This window comes from Christensenellaceae bacterium, assembly GCA_031260975.1.
Lineage (GTDB): Bacteria > Bacillota > Clostridia > Christensenellales > UBA1242 > JAISKJ01.
The window spans coordinates 465,089-482,022 of sequence record JAISKJ010000003.1; the positions used below are offsets into that span (position 1 = coordinate 465,089).

Here is a 16,934-nt window from a genome sequence, read left to right on the forward strand (position 1 = left end):
CATTTTGTCACAAAAAGCAGCAGGCTTTTTGTGACGGCACAAACACAGTTTGTGCCGTGGGCGCCCAAATATGGGCGCGCAAAATGCCCATACCTAAAAGGAGAAATGATATGGCACTTTCACCAATGATGCAACAGTATATGGAGATAAAACAAAACTATAAGGATTGCTTGGTATTTTGTAGGCTCGGAGATTTTTATGAGCTGTTTTTTGACGATGCTTTGATAGCCTCAAAAGAGTTGGAGCTGACTCTCACGGGGCGAAACTGCGGCCTTGAAGAAAAGGCTCCCATGTGCGGTGTTCCTTATCACGCTGCCGAAGGGTATATAGCCAAACTTATTGAAAAGGGCCATAAAGTAGCAATTCTTGAGCAGCTCAGCGAGCCCGCTCCAGGCAGGCTTGTTGACAGACAGGTGGTAAGGGTGATTACTGCAGGCACGGTGACCGATGCCGGCATGCTTGATGACAAAAAGAATAATTATATTGCGAGTATATATTTAGGTGACAAGGGCGCGGGAATTGCTTATGCCGATGTTGCAACGGGTGAATTTTGCGTAAATTCCTATCAGGAAGAATTTTTGACAAACCTCAATGACACTCTTACGCGCATAAGACCTGCTGAAATAATATGCTCAAAACGGGTGCTTGAACAAATTGCCGAGATTCCTTGCGTGAAGGCTAACATAATGCCTCGGTTTGAAGAATATCCCGAAGTTTTTTTTGACTACAAAAACGCAACCGAAATAATAAAGCGCCAGCTTAAGATTGCTACGCTCACAGGTTTTGATTTTGCCAAGCTTGAATATGCAATTTGCGCCAGCGGAGCGCTTATAAATTATATATTAGAAACTCAAAAACGAGACCTTAATCACATAAACCGCATTATATGCGAAAAGAATGATTCTTATCTATATCTCGATCCGGCTACAACTCGCAATCTTGAACTTGTTGAAACAATCAGGGAGCAAAAGAAAAAGGGCTCATTGCTGGGGCTTTTGGATAATACCAAAACCAATATGGGAGCAAGGCTTCTGCGCACATGGATACTTCAGCCTTTGCGTGACCCAGAGCAAATCAATCGCAGACTTGAGGCTGAGGAAGAACTTATTGGCGAGCATATTTTGTTTAATGACATAACGGCGAGTCTTTCAAAAGTTTCGGATATCAGCAGGATTGCTGGCAAAATATCCTTTAATACCGTTATGCCGCGCGATTTGATTTTGCTCAAAAATTCGATTAAAGAAGCAATGGAGCTTAGTGTACTTGTAAAAAATCTTAAGAGTGAGACTTTAAATGGGCTTATTTCGGATTTTTATAAACTTAAAGAAGTTTTTGAAGAGATTGAAAAGGCTATTGATGAGGAACCACCTTTGGTGCTTACCAACGGAGGTTATATAAAGAAGGGATTTAGCGGTGACCTTGACAATCTTCGTGCCACAACAACTGACGCTCAGCAATGGCTTGCGGCACTTGAGGCAACCGAGCGTGAGCAAACGGGTATCAAAAACATTAAGGTTGGATATACGCGTGTGTTTGGATATTACTTAGAGGTTCCCAAGTCTCAGCAGGATCAGGTGCCGTATAGATATCAACGCAAGCAAACGGTGGTAGGAGCTGAGCGATATGTCACCGAAGAACTCAAACAGATTGAAGAAAAAATAATGAACAGCGAAGAGCTTTCACTCAAGCTTGAACAGCAGTTATACAGCGAGCTTAAAGAGTTTTTAAAAACCGCTGTAACAGCTCTTCAAAAAACGGCAGGAGACATTGCTATGCTTGACTGTATATGTGCACTTGCTGAAACTGCAAAGACACGCGGCTTTATAAAGCCCGTTATAAACGGCGGCATAAAGGCAATCAATATAACAGATGGCAGGCATCCCGTGGTTGAAGCGTTGCTTAAAGATGAGCAGTTTGTTCCTAATGACTGCTATCTTGACTGTGATAAAAACAGAACTATGATAATTACCGGTCCTAATATGGCCGGCAAAAGTACCTATATGAGGCAGGTGGCACTCATTGTTCTGCTTGCTCACATGGGCAGTTTTGTTCCGGCAAAATCTGCTGAGATTAGCCTTACTGACCGAATTTTTACTAGGATTGGCGCCAGCGATGATCTGGCATATGGGCAGAGTACGTTTATGGTGGAGATGGTTGAGGTTTCAAACATTTTAAACAATGCAACCAAAAACAGTCTGCTTGTTTTGGATGAGGTTGGCCGAGGTACTTCCACTTTTGACGGGCTCAGTATTGCGTGGGCGGTAATTGAACATGTAACCAAAAACATAAAAGCCAAAACACTTTTTGCCACGCACTATCACGAGCTTACTGAACTTGAAGGGCAGCTGGAGGGAACGAATAATTACCGCGTGGCTATTCAGGAGTTTAACAACAGCATAATTTTCCTTCACAAAATTGTAAGAGGAGGCACCAGCCGAAGCTTTGGAATTGAAGTGGCGTCCCTTGCCGGCATAGGTTCAAATATAATAGGGCGGGCTAAGCAGATTTTGCATACCCTTGAGCAAAATGACCTTGAGGGTAGCAGTAAGCTTGTAACACTTGAAAAATCCAAAGAACCAAAGGGGGAACTAACAGGCAAGCTGAAAAACCTTGATATGAATACTGTTACTCCTTTGGTGGCGTTTGACATTTTAAAGGAACTAAGCGATAAAGCTAAAAGGAGTGACTAATGAAAATAAACATATTAGACAGTAGCATATACAATCGAATTGCAGCGGGTGAAGTTGTTGAACGTCCTCATTCGATTGTCAAGGAGCTTGTTGAAAATAGCGTTGATTCGGGGGCTGACAGTATAATAATAGAAGTTGTGGGCGGCGGTATGCGCTCTGTGAAAGTGACTGACAACGGCAGTGGAATTGACTTTGATGACCTGACGGCCGCATTTTTGCCGCATGCAACCAGCAAAATCAAAACAACCGACGACCTGAATTCAATCGCTACGCTGGGTTTTAGAGGTGAAGCACTTGCCAGCATCGGCTCGGTAAGTGAAATTATGTTGAGCTCCAAAACTAAAGGAGCCACTACCGGCGGTGAGGTTGAAGTAAGAGGCGGAACCATTTCTAAACCCCATCCTAAGGGGTGCCCCGAAGGGACGCATGTTGTGGTGAATAACTTATTTTTTAATACTCCGGCCCGAGCCAAGTTTTTAAAGTCAGCCAAAACTGAAGAAAGTTATATCACCAATCTGGTTGAGCGCACAATCTTAGCCCATCCGAATATCAGTTTTAAGTATATTGTCGACGGCAAAATTGTATATCAGACAACGGGCAAAGGCCTTGAAGAGGCGATTTATGTGATTTATGGCAAGGAAACAACGGGAAACTTAATCAGTGTAGAATATAAAAATTCTAGCCTAACCATATCCGGTTTTGTGGGCCGACCGACTTATACTAAGCCTAATCGTACTTATCAGACGCTGGTCATAAACGGCAGGTATGTTGTTGACAGTCTTGTTTCAACGTCGGTTTTCAATGCTTTTTCGAACTATATGATGAAGGGCAGGTTCCCGTTTTTTGTTCTTTTTATAAATATGCCCTATGAGGATGTTGATGTAAATGTTCATCCAAACAAGCTGGCTGTAAGATTTGTAAACTCCAATGGTGTGTATGTTGCGGTAAGCAATGCTGTCAGCGGCGCGTTGCTTAACGCCAACAATATTGTTGACGCTGTGACAACTGCTGAAAACGAGCCGATTGTGCCGATGCCAAAGGTGACGGGCAGGAGTTTTGGGGAGAGTTTGCATAATACTATGCAAACCTTGGATGAAAAATTGCATAATACTATGCAAACAATTGACACAAAGCCCGCAGTTTCAAGTCCGATACTGCCAAATATTCCTATTACGCCTGTGGCAACGCTAAAGGATGATGGTGGAATATATTATCAGACACTTCAGAATTATGTCAAGGCAGCTGCTCAGCCTGAAGTTTCACTTGCCGAAGGAGTTGAGGATTTTAAGATAATCGGCACAGTATTTACCACCTACATAATTGTGGAGCACAAAGGTGAAGCATATTTTATTGACCAGCACGCAGCGCACGAGCGGCTTTTGTTTGACAAATTTTCGGCCGAATTTGAAAAGAAACAGGTTAATATCCAACAGCTGTTTGTGCCGTATGTGTTGCGGATTAATAGTGTTGAGGATGTATTTTTAAAGGAACACCTTAATGATTTTGGTGAGCTGGGCTTTGAGGTTTCGGAGTTTGGCAATCTTTCATACAAGGTTTCAAGTGTGCCGCTTAGCCTCAGTCAAATAGACCTGAGTGCATATTTTGATGACAGTCTTAAAAACCTTAACAAGCTTGGCAGCAGCGTTGAAGTCAGGCACTTTTTGGCCACAAAGGCATGCAAGGCAGCGGTCAAAGCCGGGCATGATTTAAATGGCACTGAAATTGCAACGCTGCTTAAAGAAATCAGCAAATCGGGAACAACCTTGCTTTGTCCGCACGGTAGGCCTGTTTGCGTAAGGCTTAAAAAAACCGACGTTGACAAATGGTTTAAGAGGATTGTATGAAAAAGCCTAAAATTTTAGTGATAACCGGGCCTACGGGCAGCGGAAAGACGGATATAGCCATTGAGTGCGCTAAGCAATTTAACGGCGAAATTGTCTCTGCCGATTCGATGCAGATTTATAAGGATATGGATATCGGAACGGGTAAAGTAGCCGAAAAACAAGGTGTGCCGCATTATATGCTTGACATAATAAACCCTGACCAAGGCTTTAGTGTCAAGCAATATAAGTATATGGCCCAAAGCTTTATAGACGATATTTTGGCAAGGAATAAGGTTCCTATAATTGTGGGCGGCACCGGTTTTTATATTTCGGCGTTGATTTTTAATATGAGTTTTGGTAACACAGGAGGCCCGACTGAAGTTCGTGGAAAATATAGAAAACTTTATGAGGAACACGGCAGCGAGTATTTATATGATATGTTGAAGCGTGTTGACAGTAAGTCGGCCGAAGCAATTGATAAGAACAATATCAAAAAAATAATCCGCGCACTTGAAATTTTTGAGGTGACGGGAAAGCCCAAGAGTGAAATCAACGACCCCGAGCCTCAGTATGATTTTGCGCTGGCGGTGCTAAATCCGCCCAGAGAAAAGTTGTATCAAAATATCAACCGCAGATTTGATGATATGATAAGGCTTGGCCTTTTTGAAGAAATAAAGCGGGTAGTCAAACAGTATAATCTGACCCAGGATTGTCAAAGTATGCAGGCTATAGGCTACAGGGAATTTTTGCCTTATCTAAACGACCAAGATGCGCTGGAACAACAAGTCAGTTTGGCTGCCCAACACAGCAGAAATTTTGCAAAACGGCAAATAACCTATTTTAAAGGCTTTAAAACGGCTGTATGGATTGACCCAATACTTGAAAAAAACAAAATATTTGACTATTTCAAAGACTTTTTATCTAAAAAATAAGGAGAAAGATAATGAATATAAAACCGATTATTACAAAAGCTGAACAGAAAATACAGCCTAGGTTTAAGGCTTTAGAGGATACAGCACTTTTTAATCAACACAAGGTTTTGAGTGCGCTTAAAAACAACAGGGTAGCTCTGAGGCATTTTGCGGGCACTACCGGTTATGGTTATGATGATGCGGGCAGAGATAATTTGTTTAAGGTGTATTCCGAGGTGTTCGGGGCCGAGGCTGCAATTGTGTCATATAATATCACTTGCGGCTCACATGCACTGAAAGTTGCTCTCTATGGAATTCTGCGCCCGGGCGACACTATGTTGGCTATAACCGGCAAGCCTTATGACACCATGGACATAACAATATTCGGTGATGGTGACAAAGATAATGGCAGTTTGAAGGATTTTGGTGTTATGTATAAACAGATTGACCTTAAAGACGGTAAGTTTGATGAAAAGGCAATTTTAGAAGAAGTAGCAAAAAATCCCAAAATAATATTTTTGCAGCGTTCAAAGGGATATAGTTTGAGGGATGCTTTGAGTATAGAGCAAATTGAGGACATAATAAAAAAGATACGTACTGTTAATAAAACCGGATTTATTTTTGTGGACAACTGTTATTGTGAATTTGTAGATATGCGTGAACCATGTGAGGTCGGTGCCGACATTGCGGTTGGGTCGCTTATAAAAAATCCCGGCGGAGGAATTGTTCCCACCGGCGGATATATTGTCGGCACTCAGCGGGCGATTGCTCTTATTGCCACCTCACACACGTCTCCGTCACTAGGTCTTGAAGTGGGTTCTAATGAGCAAGGCTACAGGCTTCTTTATCAGGGGCTTTTTATGGCACCTCATATTGTTTTACAATCGCTCAAAGGTGGACTTTTAATTGCTCAGACCATGGAGGATTTGGGCTTTGAGGTTTTTCCTAAAGCCCAAGAGCCTATGTATGATATTGTCAGGGATATAAAATTTAAGACTAAACAAGAGCTTGTCAATTTTTGTGTGGGTATTCAGCATGCATCTCCTGTGGATAGTTTTGTTGACCCTGAACCTTGGGATATGCCGGGGTATATTGATCAGGTTATTATGGCGGCAGGTACATTTGTTCAGGGAGCGTCAATTGAGTTGTCGTGCGACGCGCCTATTAGGGAACCATATATTTTATATTTACAGGGCGGGCTTACGTATGAGCATGTTAAGCTTGCACTGAATGAGGCTATAGGGAATTTAAGGAAATAGATACGGGCTTTTGTTACAAAAATCGTATAATACCCACAACCCGTCCCAAAATTTTGACATCAAAAAAATATTGCGGAGCATATTTGTTGTTGTAGGCTTTTAACATTATATTTCCGTCCTGCCTGAAAAACCGTCTAAAAATCGGTTCATTGTTTATTACACATAAAATAATATCGCCGTTGTCGGCGTAAGTTTGTTTTTTTATTATAGCCAAGTCCCCCTTAATAATTCCGATACCTGTCATGCTGTCGCTGTCAACGCTGATTGCAAACAAATCTCCGTTAAAAAGATTGGCCGATACCTTAAAGCTTTGATTATAATAATCAAGAGACAGAGGCTTTTTAATGGTTATTTTATGGATAGTGCAAAATTGTTCGTTCAGGCTTTGTGAATAGTCCGGTATAATTTCTATGGCACGGTTTTTATTGGTGCCTTTTCTGATTTTACCTCTTTCTTCAAGTTTTGTCAGGTAATAGAATATAGTGGAAGTTGATTTAACATTCATTTCTTGCATAAGCTCGCGCACGGTAGGAGGATATCCATGCTCGCTAAGATGAATTTTAAGAATACGAAGGAGTTTATTTAGGGTTTCTTCTATTTTTAGCATAGATTTTCTCCTAATTATCCCGCAGTTTCACCTTATTTGCAGCGGATTTTCGGATATCCTCACTTATGGCGGCGTAATGTTTTCGTGTGGTGTTTACGTCTTTATGCCCCAAAACATCGGCCACCATATAAATATCGCCTGTTTCACGATATAAATTTGTGCCGTATGTACTTCTTAGCTTGTGGGGTGTAATTTTTTTGAGAGGAGTGGATACCGAACTATATTTTTTTACTAATTTTTCAACAGCTCTAACGCCGATTCTTTCGTTTCGAAGCGATAGAAATAGTGCATTGTCGTCGGTTTTTTTGTTAAGCTTGCGTTTTTCAAAATATTCTCTTAAGGCATCAGCCACTTCATCCGAAAAGTATAATATTGCCTGATTTCCGCCTTTTCGCATAATTCTGAAACTATTTGCATTAAAGTCGATATCATCCAAATTTAAACCCACAAGCTCGCTTATACGAATACCTGTTCCTAAAAAAAGCGTTAAAATTGCTAAATCTCGTGTTCTGGTATGCTTATTAAATTCAAGTTGCATATGGCTGAATTTGATAGGGGCTTCGGTTTGGTCCAAAAGCTTTACCACCTCGTCAACCTCAAGGCGGATAATTTCTTTAGTGTGAATTTTTGGCATTTCTATTTTTGTTGCAACATTGGCGTCCAGCTTATCTTTGTTAAAAAAATATTTAAAAAGACTGCGCACTGCTGCCAACTTGCGTGCCTTTGCCTTGTCGTTATTCTGAATTTTTTTGCCGTTATGCTCATAAAAACTCAGATATGATAAAAACTTTTCAATATTTGAAGAGGTGACTGCATTTAGGTGCTTAAGTTCGAGCTCGGTAATCCGAAAGTTGTCGAATTTGGGAAGTTTTTTTACTAAAAAGTCAAAAAAAATGCCCAGATCCCTCGCATAGTTTATTCGAGTAAGAGGGGTGGTCCGGCTTTCAATACCTATGAAAAAGTCTTCGCAAAATTCGGGAAGCTCACCCATGATGTTGTCTAGAGCTTGCGTATTTTTTTCGTTGCGTTCGACAAAATAATTACTCACAAATACATTTTATCAAATTTCGCACAGGTTGTAAAGGAATTAGTACCTGCATATAAGTTTCTTGGATTTTAGCCGTAATGCATATGCGTCAAAGTAGATATGTATTTATTTTGCCTTATGTCAAAAAGTTTAAGCGAATATATTTAGTTACTTGGAGTTAAGAGAAAAAGGCGGGCATTCATTTGACATTTTTGGCAGGGAATATTATAATATAAATTGCATAATGCTGTGCAAACTTTTGGAGGAAAAATGATAGACATAGAGCTTATAAGAAACAATCCTGAAATGGTCAAAAAAAATATAAAAAAGAAGTTTCAGGACAAAAAACTGCCGCTTGTTGATGAGGTGAAAACTCTCGACATAAGAAGCCGCAGTCTTAAGCAGGAAATTGACAGTCTCAGAAGCAGCCGCAACAAGTTGAGCCAAGAAATTGGCGAGTTTATGAAGCAAAAGAAAAGCAGTCAGGCTGAAACGCTGAAAAAACAGGTTGTGGATATAAACACTAAGGTTGCTGAGCTTGAGACGGAATATAATGAGGTAGGCACAAAAATCAACCAAATTATGATGACAATTCCAAATATCATAGCTGATGATGTGCCGGTTGGCCGCAGCGACGCCGAAAATGTTGAGCGTGAAGTGTTTGGCAAGCCAAAGAAGCCGGATTTTGAAATTCCATATCATGCCGATATTATGGAGAATTTGTGTGGGCTTGACAAAGATAGTGCCGGAAAAACCTCAGGTAATGGATTTTATTTTTTGATGGGTGATGTGGCAAGGCTTCATTCAGCCATTTTGTCGTATGCCCGTGATTTTATGATAGACAAGGGTTTTAATTATTGTATTCCTCCGTTTTTGATACACGCAGACGTGGTCAGAGGCGTTATGAGCTTTGCTGAAATGGACGCTATGATGTATAAAATTGAAGGCGAGGACCTTTATATGATAGGCACCAGCGAGCACTCAATGATAGGAAAATATAAAGATGCCGTTTTAAAGGAAGAAGATCTTCCGATTTGTCTTACGTCATATTCGCCGTGCTTCCGTAAAGAAGTTGGTGCACACGGCATTGAGGAACGCGGCATATACAGAGTTCATCAGTTTGAAAAGCAGGAAATGATAGTAATTTGCAAAAAAGAAGAAGCTAGAATGTGGTATGATAAAATGTCGCATTTTGCGGTTGATTTTTTTAAAAGTCTTGAACTGCCGGTGCGTATTTTAGAATCATGTAGCGGGGATTTGGCCGATTTAAAGGTTAAGGGTTGCGATATTGAGGGATTTAGTCTGAGGCAGCAAAAGTATTTGGAGCTTGGAAGCTGTTCGGATATGGGAGACGCTCAGGCACGAAGGCTGGGTATGCGATATAAGACGGCAAGTGGTACAGTTTTTGCGAACACTTTAAACAACACCGTTGTGGCTACACCCAGGGTGTTGACTGTGTTTTTTGAAAATCATCTGCAAAAAGATGGTTCGGTAAATATACCAAAAGCTCTTCAGCCTTATATGGGAGGCAAAACTAAGCTGGAACCAAAAAAGAAATGAAAGAGGTCGGGCTTTGGCGCAAACAGGAGTTTGCGCGGCGCAACTACTTGTTGCGCCGGCGTGAGCCTTCTGGCTCACGCCGCAAAGCCCGCTTCATAAAATTACTCGTGGGACGCCCCCGAAAAGGAGCCGAAATTGAAAAAACAAAGAATTGAACAATTTGCAACAGAAGTTAATGGCGATACTGCCAAAGAAAATTATAAAATTGCACTTAATGTAATCATAGAGGCGCTTGAGGGGCTAACCGGTAAGGTGTCTACACTGACGCCCGAGGAAGTGCGTGTTTTTCCGATGGGTGAGCTCACCAACGGCACCTTTGTTGACACAAACGATGAAATTGAAATAGCTCTTGTCACCAGCAATCCTCAAATGGCGTTTACAAATTCCGCCTACATAAGACTTATGTCTGAGATTAAAAAACAGAAAGACCGCGACGCAGTCAGTTCAGACAACACTACACATCAAATCATACAGCTTTTGTTTGATGAATTTATTAAATTGTTTTCGGCTGACACTACAATCATTATAACTCAACAAGGAATAAAAATATTATCTAACAAGGAGCTTGGCTTTAAAATTATGTTACGCCTCGGCACGTATAATGCCTATGACACAAATTTTGTGCTGTCACTGTGGAATCCTGTGCGAAAAACAACTGAAAATCTTGATATTTTCGGCTATGCTGAAGCTATGAAAAAGAAAGACGATGATACAGACGGCAACTTTAACAAAATTGTAAGAATTTTTAAAAACTTCCGTAAAGCTGTTGTGGCCAATAAATGGTTCGGCAGTTCATTTGCAAACAAATATCTGGTTGAGATGGTAGTATACAACATACCAAACTCATTGCTTAAAGGCAGTGATGTATATAAGGTTTATGTCAAAAGTATAAATTATTTACTGAATTGTCCGCTGAGTAGTTTTAAATCTTTTAACGGCGGGCAGCTTAGTAGTTTTCCGATAGCAGGCGCAGATCAATATCACATAAAAACTTTCCTGAGCAGCTGCAGCAGATTGCTGGCGCTCAAGGATGTATAAAGCGAGCCCTTAACAATACAAAAAAATAAAAGCAAAGTTTTTGAAGTTCTTTAATAACATATTAGGCAGAATAAAAATAAAAAAACAAATATAAACACACAAATTCGTTTTTTGCATAGCACCACTGTTTTCAGGCAAAAATACCCATATCTATTCGCAAAAGCTGTCTTTTGCGAATAGATTATGTAGGCCCCATTTTGGCCCTTCTTTTAACCTCTTTTCTAAAAAAACAACCTTTTTTAACAAAAATATTCGACAAAAAAGCGGTGTCTTTCACCGCCCTTTTGTCGAATATTTAACGTAACATTCTTTTTGGCAGGCAAAGTTCAGCCCCGTTTCAATCGTGTGGACACTACGGGCTTTTAAGAAAATGAAATCTCAGTCACCTATAAATCCCAAGCAGAAAGTTGTTGCGTTTGAGTGTGAGACGTGCCTGCTTCCAGCCTGGCATGAGGCGCTCAAGCACTGCATAAAACTTTTGCGAATGGTTCATCTCATATGTGTGGCTAAGCTCATGCAGAATTACATAATCAATGACATTGTGCGGCAGCATTACAAGCCGCCAATTTAATTTGATATTCTTATTTGTATCACAACTACCCCATTTTGCTTTAAAGTCGCCGATTTTCAGGCTTTTATAACCTATCCCGTGCGTCTTCCCAAGCGTCTCAAGCCGTTTGGTAAGTATTTCCGCCCCTAGTGCCCTTTGCCATTTCAATAAGTGTTTTATGTATGAGCCTTCTATATAATATTTATTTGGCACGATTACCTGATTTTTTTCAATTGTTATTGTCTTTGTGTCGCCGGCGGTGATGTCATAAAGCGTTCCGCACACTGAAATTTGTTTAAAGTTGATTATGGTTTGATGGTCAATATTCACCTGTGCTATCTGCTGCATCTTTTTTTCAATCCATTTGGCTTTTTGATTTATGATTTCACCAAGCCGTTGAGTATTCATTTTTATGGGTGCAAAAACCACCAGCTTTCCGTGGGTGTCTATGGTTATCTTAACGCTTCTGCGACGCTCACGCAGAATGTCGGCGATATCTATTAAGTTTTGCATAGTATTATTCAAACTTTGCATAGTATTATTCAAAAGCCTCTACTTAGTCCATTATAGCATAAATTCAGACAAAAAGCATATTTTGCATAGTATTTTATTGACTTTTTTGCCTTTTTTTTGTATAATTTTTTAAGAGGGATTATTATGGCAGAAGAAACAAAGGCAAACCGCGGCACCATTATACAAATAGTGCTGAACAGCCTACTTGACGGTGATAAATATGGATATGAAATCTGCAAAGATATTGAGCAGAAAAGCGGCGGTAAGCTTGTGCTGAAGCAGCCCAGCCTTTATAGTAGCCTCAGGCGTATGAGCGAAAAAGGCGTGATATCTTCTTATTGGGATGAGAGCGATCAGGGCGGCAGAAGGCATTATTACAGCATTACTGAGGGCGGACGCGAGCAATATGAACGCAATAAAAGCAATTGGGCGAATTATAACGCTCTTGTTTCGTCGCTTAACACCGAAGAACTTAAGGCGTTGAGCGCTGAGCCGCAAAAAACTCAGGAAGAACAAAAAAGCGACAGTATAAAAGTGGTTAAGCAGGAAAATCTGTTTGCCTTCACAAAGCCAATTCCAAAAGTAGATGCAGAAGAATCTGCACCGGCTTCTTTTGTGCAATATGATTTATTTAATGTTGCTTCTAAGTTTGTAGCCAGCGATGCGGCTGAGATAAAGACTGAAACAAATTTATATCAAAACAAGTTCAGCGACAGTGCTGACCCCAAAAGCACCATCCAGCCGCTCTCTCCTATTTTTAAGTCTTATGAAAGTGTAAATACACGCGACCTTGAAAACCTGCAGAAGAATTATAATTCATATGCCAACAGTGAAGACACAGAGGATGTTGATATTTCAGGTTTGTCTTTGAGTGATTTTGGTCTGGATGATACACCGGCAAATGATGAGCCTGAACAGGACGCAGAACTAAAAGAAATCACTCATCACGAGGTTAAGGAAATTGAGTTTCATGAGCATATGGAGCCTGAAGCTCAGGAAAAAGACCCCTATGCTCCGGGAGATCTCAGCAAGTTTAGTGAGGTTTTAAGCGACGAACAAAGAGTTGAAACCGGTTTTAGCGAACAATATTCTTCAAGATATGAATATAATCCGGCTACATATACGGTTAAGCCCAAAGAGCGCGTTAGAAGCGAAGAGCCTGATATAGATTACAAAAATATATTAGGCGGGCTTTATGCCGGTGGGGGCCGCGGTGATCCCTATGAAAAAAAACGCTTTGATGAGCAGCAATATCTCAAACAGTATGAGGGTGAAAGCGAGAACGCAGTGCAGCCTATACCTGAAGAGGCTCCCCTTCCTGCATCCGAAACTCCGCAGCTTGTCAATATCAGCCCGCAGTATGACGATTATAATGTCAGCGCAAACAGTTTTGAAATGTTTAAGAGCGACCTTGCTATGGATGGCATAAGGGTCAAAAAGTATGTTAAGCACAAAAATATAATCCGTACGGGCGACAATTTTATCAAATACAGCAAGCTCAAGTTGGTTCAGGGCTGGCTGTTGTGGCTCATTATGGCGGCGGAGATTGTGGCTGCTTACTTTATTATGAAATCGGTAAACCTGCTGCCGGCAGCTCAAGAAAACCTTTACTTTATAGCCATTGGCGTGATATTTGCCTACCCACTCTTTTATAGTCTGGCTTATATGATAAATCCCGATAGAAAAATCGCTTCAACATTTAGGGTGAACATAAGCTTGTTTAACAGGCTGCTTGCTGTGATGATTACCGTAGTGTTTGTATTTTCAATAAGTTTATTTATGGGTATGACTGCCCTCAACCAGCTGGATTTTCTTAATTATTGGCTGCTTCCCATAATTCTTAGCACAAACTATATTGTGGCAGGGCTTCTGTATTACATTTTACTTCGAAGCAAAAGATATAATGTATGACATTTTCTTGTCATATCGGTATTTACATAATAAAACGCGTGTGATATAATATCATAAAATGGGGTGCCTATGAAAGTTAATTTAGAGGTAAAGAACCTTACCAAAACATTTGGATCCAGGACTGCCGTGAATAATGTCTCCTTTGAGGTTTTTGAAGGAGAGATTTTCGGTTTTCTTGGCCCGAATGGCGCCGGAAAAACTACCGTTCTTCGCATGGTTTGCGGCCTTGCCGCTCCCACCTCGGGCGATGCTATAATTTGCGGACACTCCATCAAAAAAGAATTTGAAAAAGCCATCATAAATGTTGGCGGAATTATTGAAAACCCTGAAATGTATAAAAATTTTTCAGGACTTGAAAATTTAAAGTATTATGCCAGCCTATATAAAGACATTGACAAAGACCGTATAAATCAGGTTGTTGAGCTTGTGGGTCTTAAAGACAGAATGAAAGATAAAATAAAGACCTACTCTCTCGGAATGAAGCAGCGCATAGGCATTGCTCAGGCGCTTTTGCACAGGCCTAAACTGTTGATACTTGACGAGCCCACCAATGGTCTTGACCCCAGCGGTGTTATTGATATGCGAAAATTCCTCACCAAGCTTGCCAAAGCCGAAGGCATATCAATCCTTATCTCAAGCCACGGTCTTGCTGAAATGGAGCTTATTTGCGACACAATCGGCATCATCGACCGGGGCGTGTTGGTTAGCATCCGCAGCGTTGCCGACATGACCAAAGGGGGTGCTCCGAGAATTCAGATAACGGTTAACTTCCCCAACTACGCAGGAAAGCTGCTGTTTGAAAAATATGAAACGCTTGACAGCATAACTCTTGAAGATAATACCCTGACAGTTGGGCTTCCTATTGAAGAAGTGCCCGAGATAACAAACTATCTGGTAAAAAAAGGACTGCGGATTTATTCAATTACTTCAACGGTAAAGACCTTGGAAGAGGCTTTTTTAGAAACCATTGAAAATGAGCGGCTTTCTTTTGGAAATCAGGACAGACTTACCTATCAGACAACCACAACTACAACGACCACAACGGGAACGACAAGATAGAAAACAAAAAACTGAACAATTCTGCAGTAAATACTTAATGGGACATTACTGCCACAATAAATAAGGAGAAAAGTATGTTTAAATTATTTAGAGGAGAGCTTCGAAAAATAATATTGCGGCCCGGCATATATATTATGACAGCTCTTTTGGTGCTGGTGCTGATACTTGCTCCTATGATTTTTAAGCCCTCTGCGCGAACAGATGCGCTTCCTGTAATTGACGGCACAACAGTGTCGGCTCACAACAGTTATTTTAGCGTAAACATAAAACCAGAGCGCGACCAAAGTCTGACGGACAGGGTTATTATTGCCGAAGATATTTTGAGCAACCCCGCCCGAAATGTGGTCTATGACAACATTCTGTCATATTTTGTACGCCCTGTTGTTGACACTATAAACCCTGTTACGCTAAAAGATTTTTACGGCAAGTTTGAAGGAATTATGGGCACCTTGCCTTTGGATATCACTTCGGTGAGAACTGAGCTTGAAAGTGCGGTTTTGGGCATGAAAAACAGTGCTAACACGCTTTCAAACAAATATTCCGAAACTGTCACCAGCATAACTCCCCTCGTTTTGGTGTCAAAGGAAACCAACGAGCAAATAAGAAGTGTGCTTGAAGGGCTTATTCAAAGACTTAATGTTTTTAGTGCTGGTGTGCAGGACCGTATAGACTATATCAACCTGCGGGCAAACCTTATTGACTTTGGGTATATCCGTGACCTTGACACACACTTTGTAAACGTAAAAAATATAGAATACGATAACCAGATGCTGCAGCAGATTTATGAGGACTATTATGTCGGCGTGCCTGCTCATTTGACTGATTTAAACAATGAAATATTGGCACTTGCTCTAGGTGTTCCTAGTGACCCAGCGGCTCAGGCTCAGGGTAAAATAGATATAGACGAAAAAATTTGGGCTTATGCTGCCCTTTCAAAAAACACAACCAGAATTTTGGATAATGCTATTATGCTGAGTGCCGCCGCAGGCAAAAGTGACGCTGAAATGAGCGGATATATCGGCTTTGAAAACTTTAATAATTATCAACGAACAGAAGAACTGACCAAATACAAATTTCTTTTTGACAACGATAAGGCCGAATATGACTATGCAAATGTGTTTGCGTTTGGCAGGAACAGTGATTTTTATACCAACGCATATGACTTTATATATTTTGTGCTTGAAATTTTTGCTTTTGTAATAATTGCTTATGGTGTGGTGCTTGGTGCCGGAATGATTGCAGGTGAGCAAAGCAGCGGTACAATCAAACTGCTTGCCATAAGGCCATATAATCGCGGCAAAATAATGTGCTCCAAAATGATGGCTGCTTTCTTCTTTGTGACATTGTTTACTGTGCTGTCAACCATCATAGCTATTATAGCCTCACTGTTTATATACGGAACAGGCGCGCTGGCTTCACTTCCGGTGCTTGTAATATTCAATGCAACTCTGCCCTTTACGCTAAACGCCTGGGTGCTGCTGCTTATATATCTTGCTGCTTTGATTATAAAGGCGTGGATATTTGTGCTGCTGGCTTTTGCGATTTCTACGTTGTTTAAGTCTCATGTGGGTGCCGTAATTATCTCAGTTCTTCTATATTTGATAAGTATGGTAATAACCTTTGTGGCGGCGGGTGCAAATTGGCTTAAGTATGTGATATTCAGCAACCTTGACTTCTTTAAGTATTTCGGAGGCTCGTTTATAAATCAGTATCGGTCGGGCGAAACCTTTACTAACCTGTTTATAAATCCCGTGTTTGCCGACACTACCATAATCTATACTTCAGTTGTTGTCGTAGGCTTGCTGCTGCTTCTAAATATTATAACCTTTGCAACATTTAAGCACAGGGATATAACATAATGATTGACAAAAACAAAACCTTTGAGGTATAATAAAATCATGAAAATAGAATTCTATACACTACTATCATAAATGGGCATGTCACAAGGCATGCGCTTTTTGGTGGTGCTATAGGTTAACCGACAGC

General features: G+C 40.7%; 12 protein-coding genes. 9 read left to right on the forward strand and 3 right to left on the reverse strand.

Going from position 1 to position 16,934, the window contains the following annotated elements:
- Positions 1 to 110: 110 nt before the first annotated feature.
- Genes mutS through LBN07_02785 form a run of 4 tightly spaced genes read left to right on the forward strand, consistent with a single transcriptional unit; the run spans position 111 to position 6,683 of the window.
- Positions 111 to 2,690: a DNA mismatch repair protein MutS gene (gene mutS, locus LBN07_02770; protein ID MDR0850390.1), complete on the forward strand. Its 2,580-nt coding sequence runs from the start codon at positions 111 to 113 to the stop codon at positions 2,688 to 2,690.
- Positions 2,690 to 4,534 (forward strand): DNA mismatch repair endonuclease MutL, encoded by a 1,845-nt coding sequence (gene mutL / locus LBN07_02775; GenBank protein MDR0850391.1) that lies wholly within the window; start codon positions 2,690 to 2,692, stop codon positions 4,532 to 4,534. The genes mutS and mutL overlap by 1 nt, the downstream gene beginning before the upstream one ends.
- Positions 4,531 to 5,445, forward strand: coding sequence for a tRNA (adenosine(37)-N6)-dimethylallyltransferase MiaA (miaA, locus tag LBN07_02780; protein ID MDR0850392.1), 915 nt, complete (start codon positions 4,531 to 4,533; stop codon positions 5,443 to 5,445). The genes mutL and miaA overlap by 4 nt, the downstream gene beginning before the upstream one ends.
- 11 nt (positions 5,446 to 5,456) lie before the next feature.
- On the forward strand, positions 5,457 to 6,683 hold the full coding sequence (locus LBN07_02785) for a methionine gamma-lyase family protein (protein MDR0850393.1): 1,227 nt from the start codon (positions 5,457 to 5,459) through the stop codon (positions 6,681 to 6,683).
- 13 nt (positions 6,684 to 6,696) lie between these two features.
- Here the strand turns inward: LBN07_02785 and lexA are convergent, their stop codons facing one another.
- Together lexA and LBN07_02795 are read right to left on the reverse strand one after the other, a co-directional pair.
- Positions 6,697 to 7,290 (reverse strand): transcriptional repressor LexA, encoded by a 594-nt coding sequence (gene lexA, locus LBN07_02790; GenBank protein ID MDR0850394.1) that lies wholly within the window; start codon positions 7,288 to 7,290, stop codon positions 6,697 to 6,699.
- Positions 7,291 to 7,300: 10 nt separating this feature from the next.
- Complete coding sequence (locus LBN07_02795) at positions 7,301 to 8,338, reverse strand: tyrosine-type recombinase/integrase (GenBank protein ID MDR0850395.1); 1,038 nt, start codon at positions 8,336 to 8,338, stop codon at positions 7,301 to 7,303.
- Positions 8,339 to 8,587: 249 nt separating this feature from the next.
- Between LBN07_02795 and serS the strand changes: the two genes are divergently transcribed.
- Together serS and LBN07_02805 are read left to right on the forward strand one after the other, a co-directional pair.
- Entirely contained in the window at positions 8,588 to 9,877 is a 1,290-nt protein-coding gene (serS, locus tag LBN07_02800) for a serine--tRNA ligase (protein MDR0850396.1), read from the forward strand.
- 135 nt (positions 9,878 to 10,012) lie between these two features.
- A complete protein-coding gene (locus LBN07_02805; GenBank protein ID MDR0850397.1) occupies positions 10,013 to 10,915 on the forward strand; it encodes a hypothetical protein in 903 nt (300 codons plus the stop codon).
- Between the two features lie 382 nt (positions 10,916 to 11,297).
- On the opposite strand, the gene LBN07_02810 is transcribed toward LBN07_02805, so the two are convergent.
- Positions 11,298 to 11,978: a M48 family metallopeptidase gene (locus LBN07_02810; protein MDR0850398.1), complete on the reverse strand. Its 681-nt coding sequence runs from the start codon at positions 11,976 to 11,978 to the stop codon at positions 11,298 to 11,300.
- A 144-nt stretch (positions 11,979 to 12,122) separates the two neighbouring features.
- Here LBN07_02810 and LBN07_02815 point away from each other — a divergent pair, with 144 nt between their 5' ends.
- The 3 genes from LBN07_02815 to LBN07_02825 all read left to right on the forward strand — a co-directional run bounded on the left by LBN07_02815 (position 12,123) and on the right by LBN07_02825 (position 16,807).
- Positions 12,123 to 13,889: a helix-turn-helix transcriptional regulator gene (locus LBN07_02815; GenBank protein MDR0850399.1), complete on the forward strand. Its 1,767-nt coding sequence runs from the start codon at positions 12,123 to 12,125 to the stop codon at positions 13,887 to 13,889.
- Between the two features lie 69 nt (positions 13,890 to 13,958).
- The gene (locus LBN07_02820) at positions 13,959 to 14,948 is read left to right on the forward strand and encodes an ABC transporter ATP-binding protein (protein ID MDR0850400.1); all 990 of its coding nucleotides are present in this window, start codon (positions 13,959 to 13,961) and stop codon (positions 14,946 to 14,948) included.
- Between the two features lie 74 nt (positions 14,949 to 15,022).
- Positions 15,023 to 16,807: an ABC transporter permease gene (locus LBN07_02825; GenBank protein ID MDR0850401.1), complete on the forward strand. Its 1,785-nt coding sequence runs from the start codon at positions 15,023 to 15,025 to the stop codon at positions 16,805 to 16,807.
- Positions 16,808 to 16,934: the final 127 nt, after the last annotated feature.

What these genes read in the sequence shown, in the direction of transcription:
- mutS (MDR0850390.1), top strand. Translation starts at nt 111, where the DNA reads ATGGCACTTTCACCAATGATGCAACAGTATATGGAGATAAAACAAAAC.
- mutL (MDR0850391.1), top strand. Translation starts at nt 2,690, where the DNA reads ATGAAAATAAACATATTAGACAGTAGCATATACAATCGAATTGCAGCG.
- miaA (MDR0850392.1), top strand. Translation starts at nt 4,531, where the DNA reads ATGAAAAAGCCTAAAATTTTAGTGATAACCGGGCCTACGGGCAGCGGA.
- LBN07_02785 (MDR0850393.1), top strand. Translation starts at nt 5,457, where the DNA reads ATGAATATAAAACCGATTATTACAAAAGCTGAACAGAAAATACAGCCT.
- lexA (MDR0850394.1), bottom strand. Translation starts at nt 7,290, where the DNA reads ATGCTAAAAATAGAAGAAACCCTAAATAAACTCCTTCGTATTCTTAAA.
- serS (MDR0850396.1), top strand. Translation starts at nt 8,588, where the DNA reads ATGATAGACATAGAGCTTATAAGAAACAATCCTGAAATGGTCAAAAAA.
- LBN07_02810 (MDR0850398.1), bottom strand. Translation starts at nt 11,978, where the DNA reads ATGCAAAACTTAATAGATATCGCCGACATTCTGCGTGAGCGTCGCAGA.
- LBN07_02815 (MDR0850399.1), top strand. Translation starts at nt 12,123, where the DNA reads ATGGCAGAAGAAACAAAGGCAAACCGCGGCACCATTATACAAATAGTG.
- LBN07_02820 (MDR0850400.1), top strand. Translation starts at nt 13,959, where the DNA reads ATGAAAGTTAATTTAGAGGTAAAGAACCTTACCAAAACATTTGGATCC.
- LBN07_02825 (MDR0850401.1), top strand. Translation starts at nt 15,023, where the DNA reads ATGTTTAAATTATTTAGAGGAGAGCTTCGAAAAATAATATTGCGGCCC.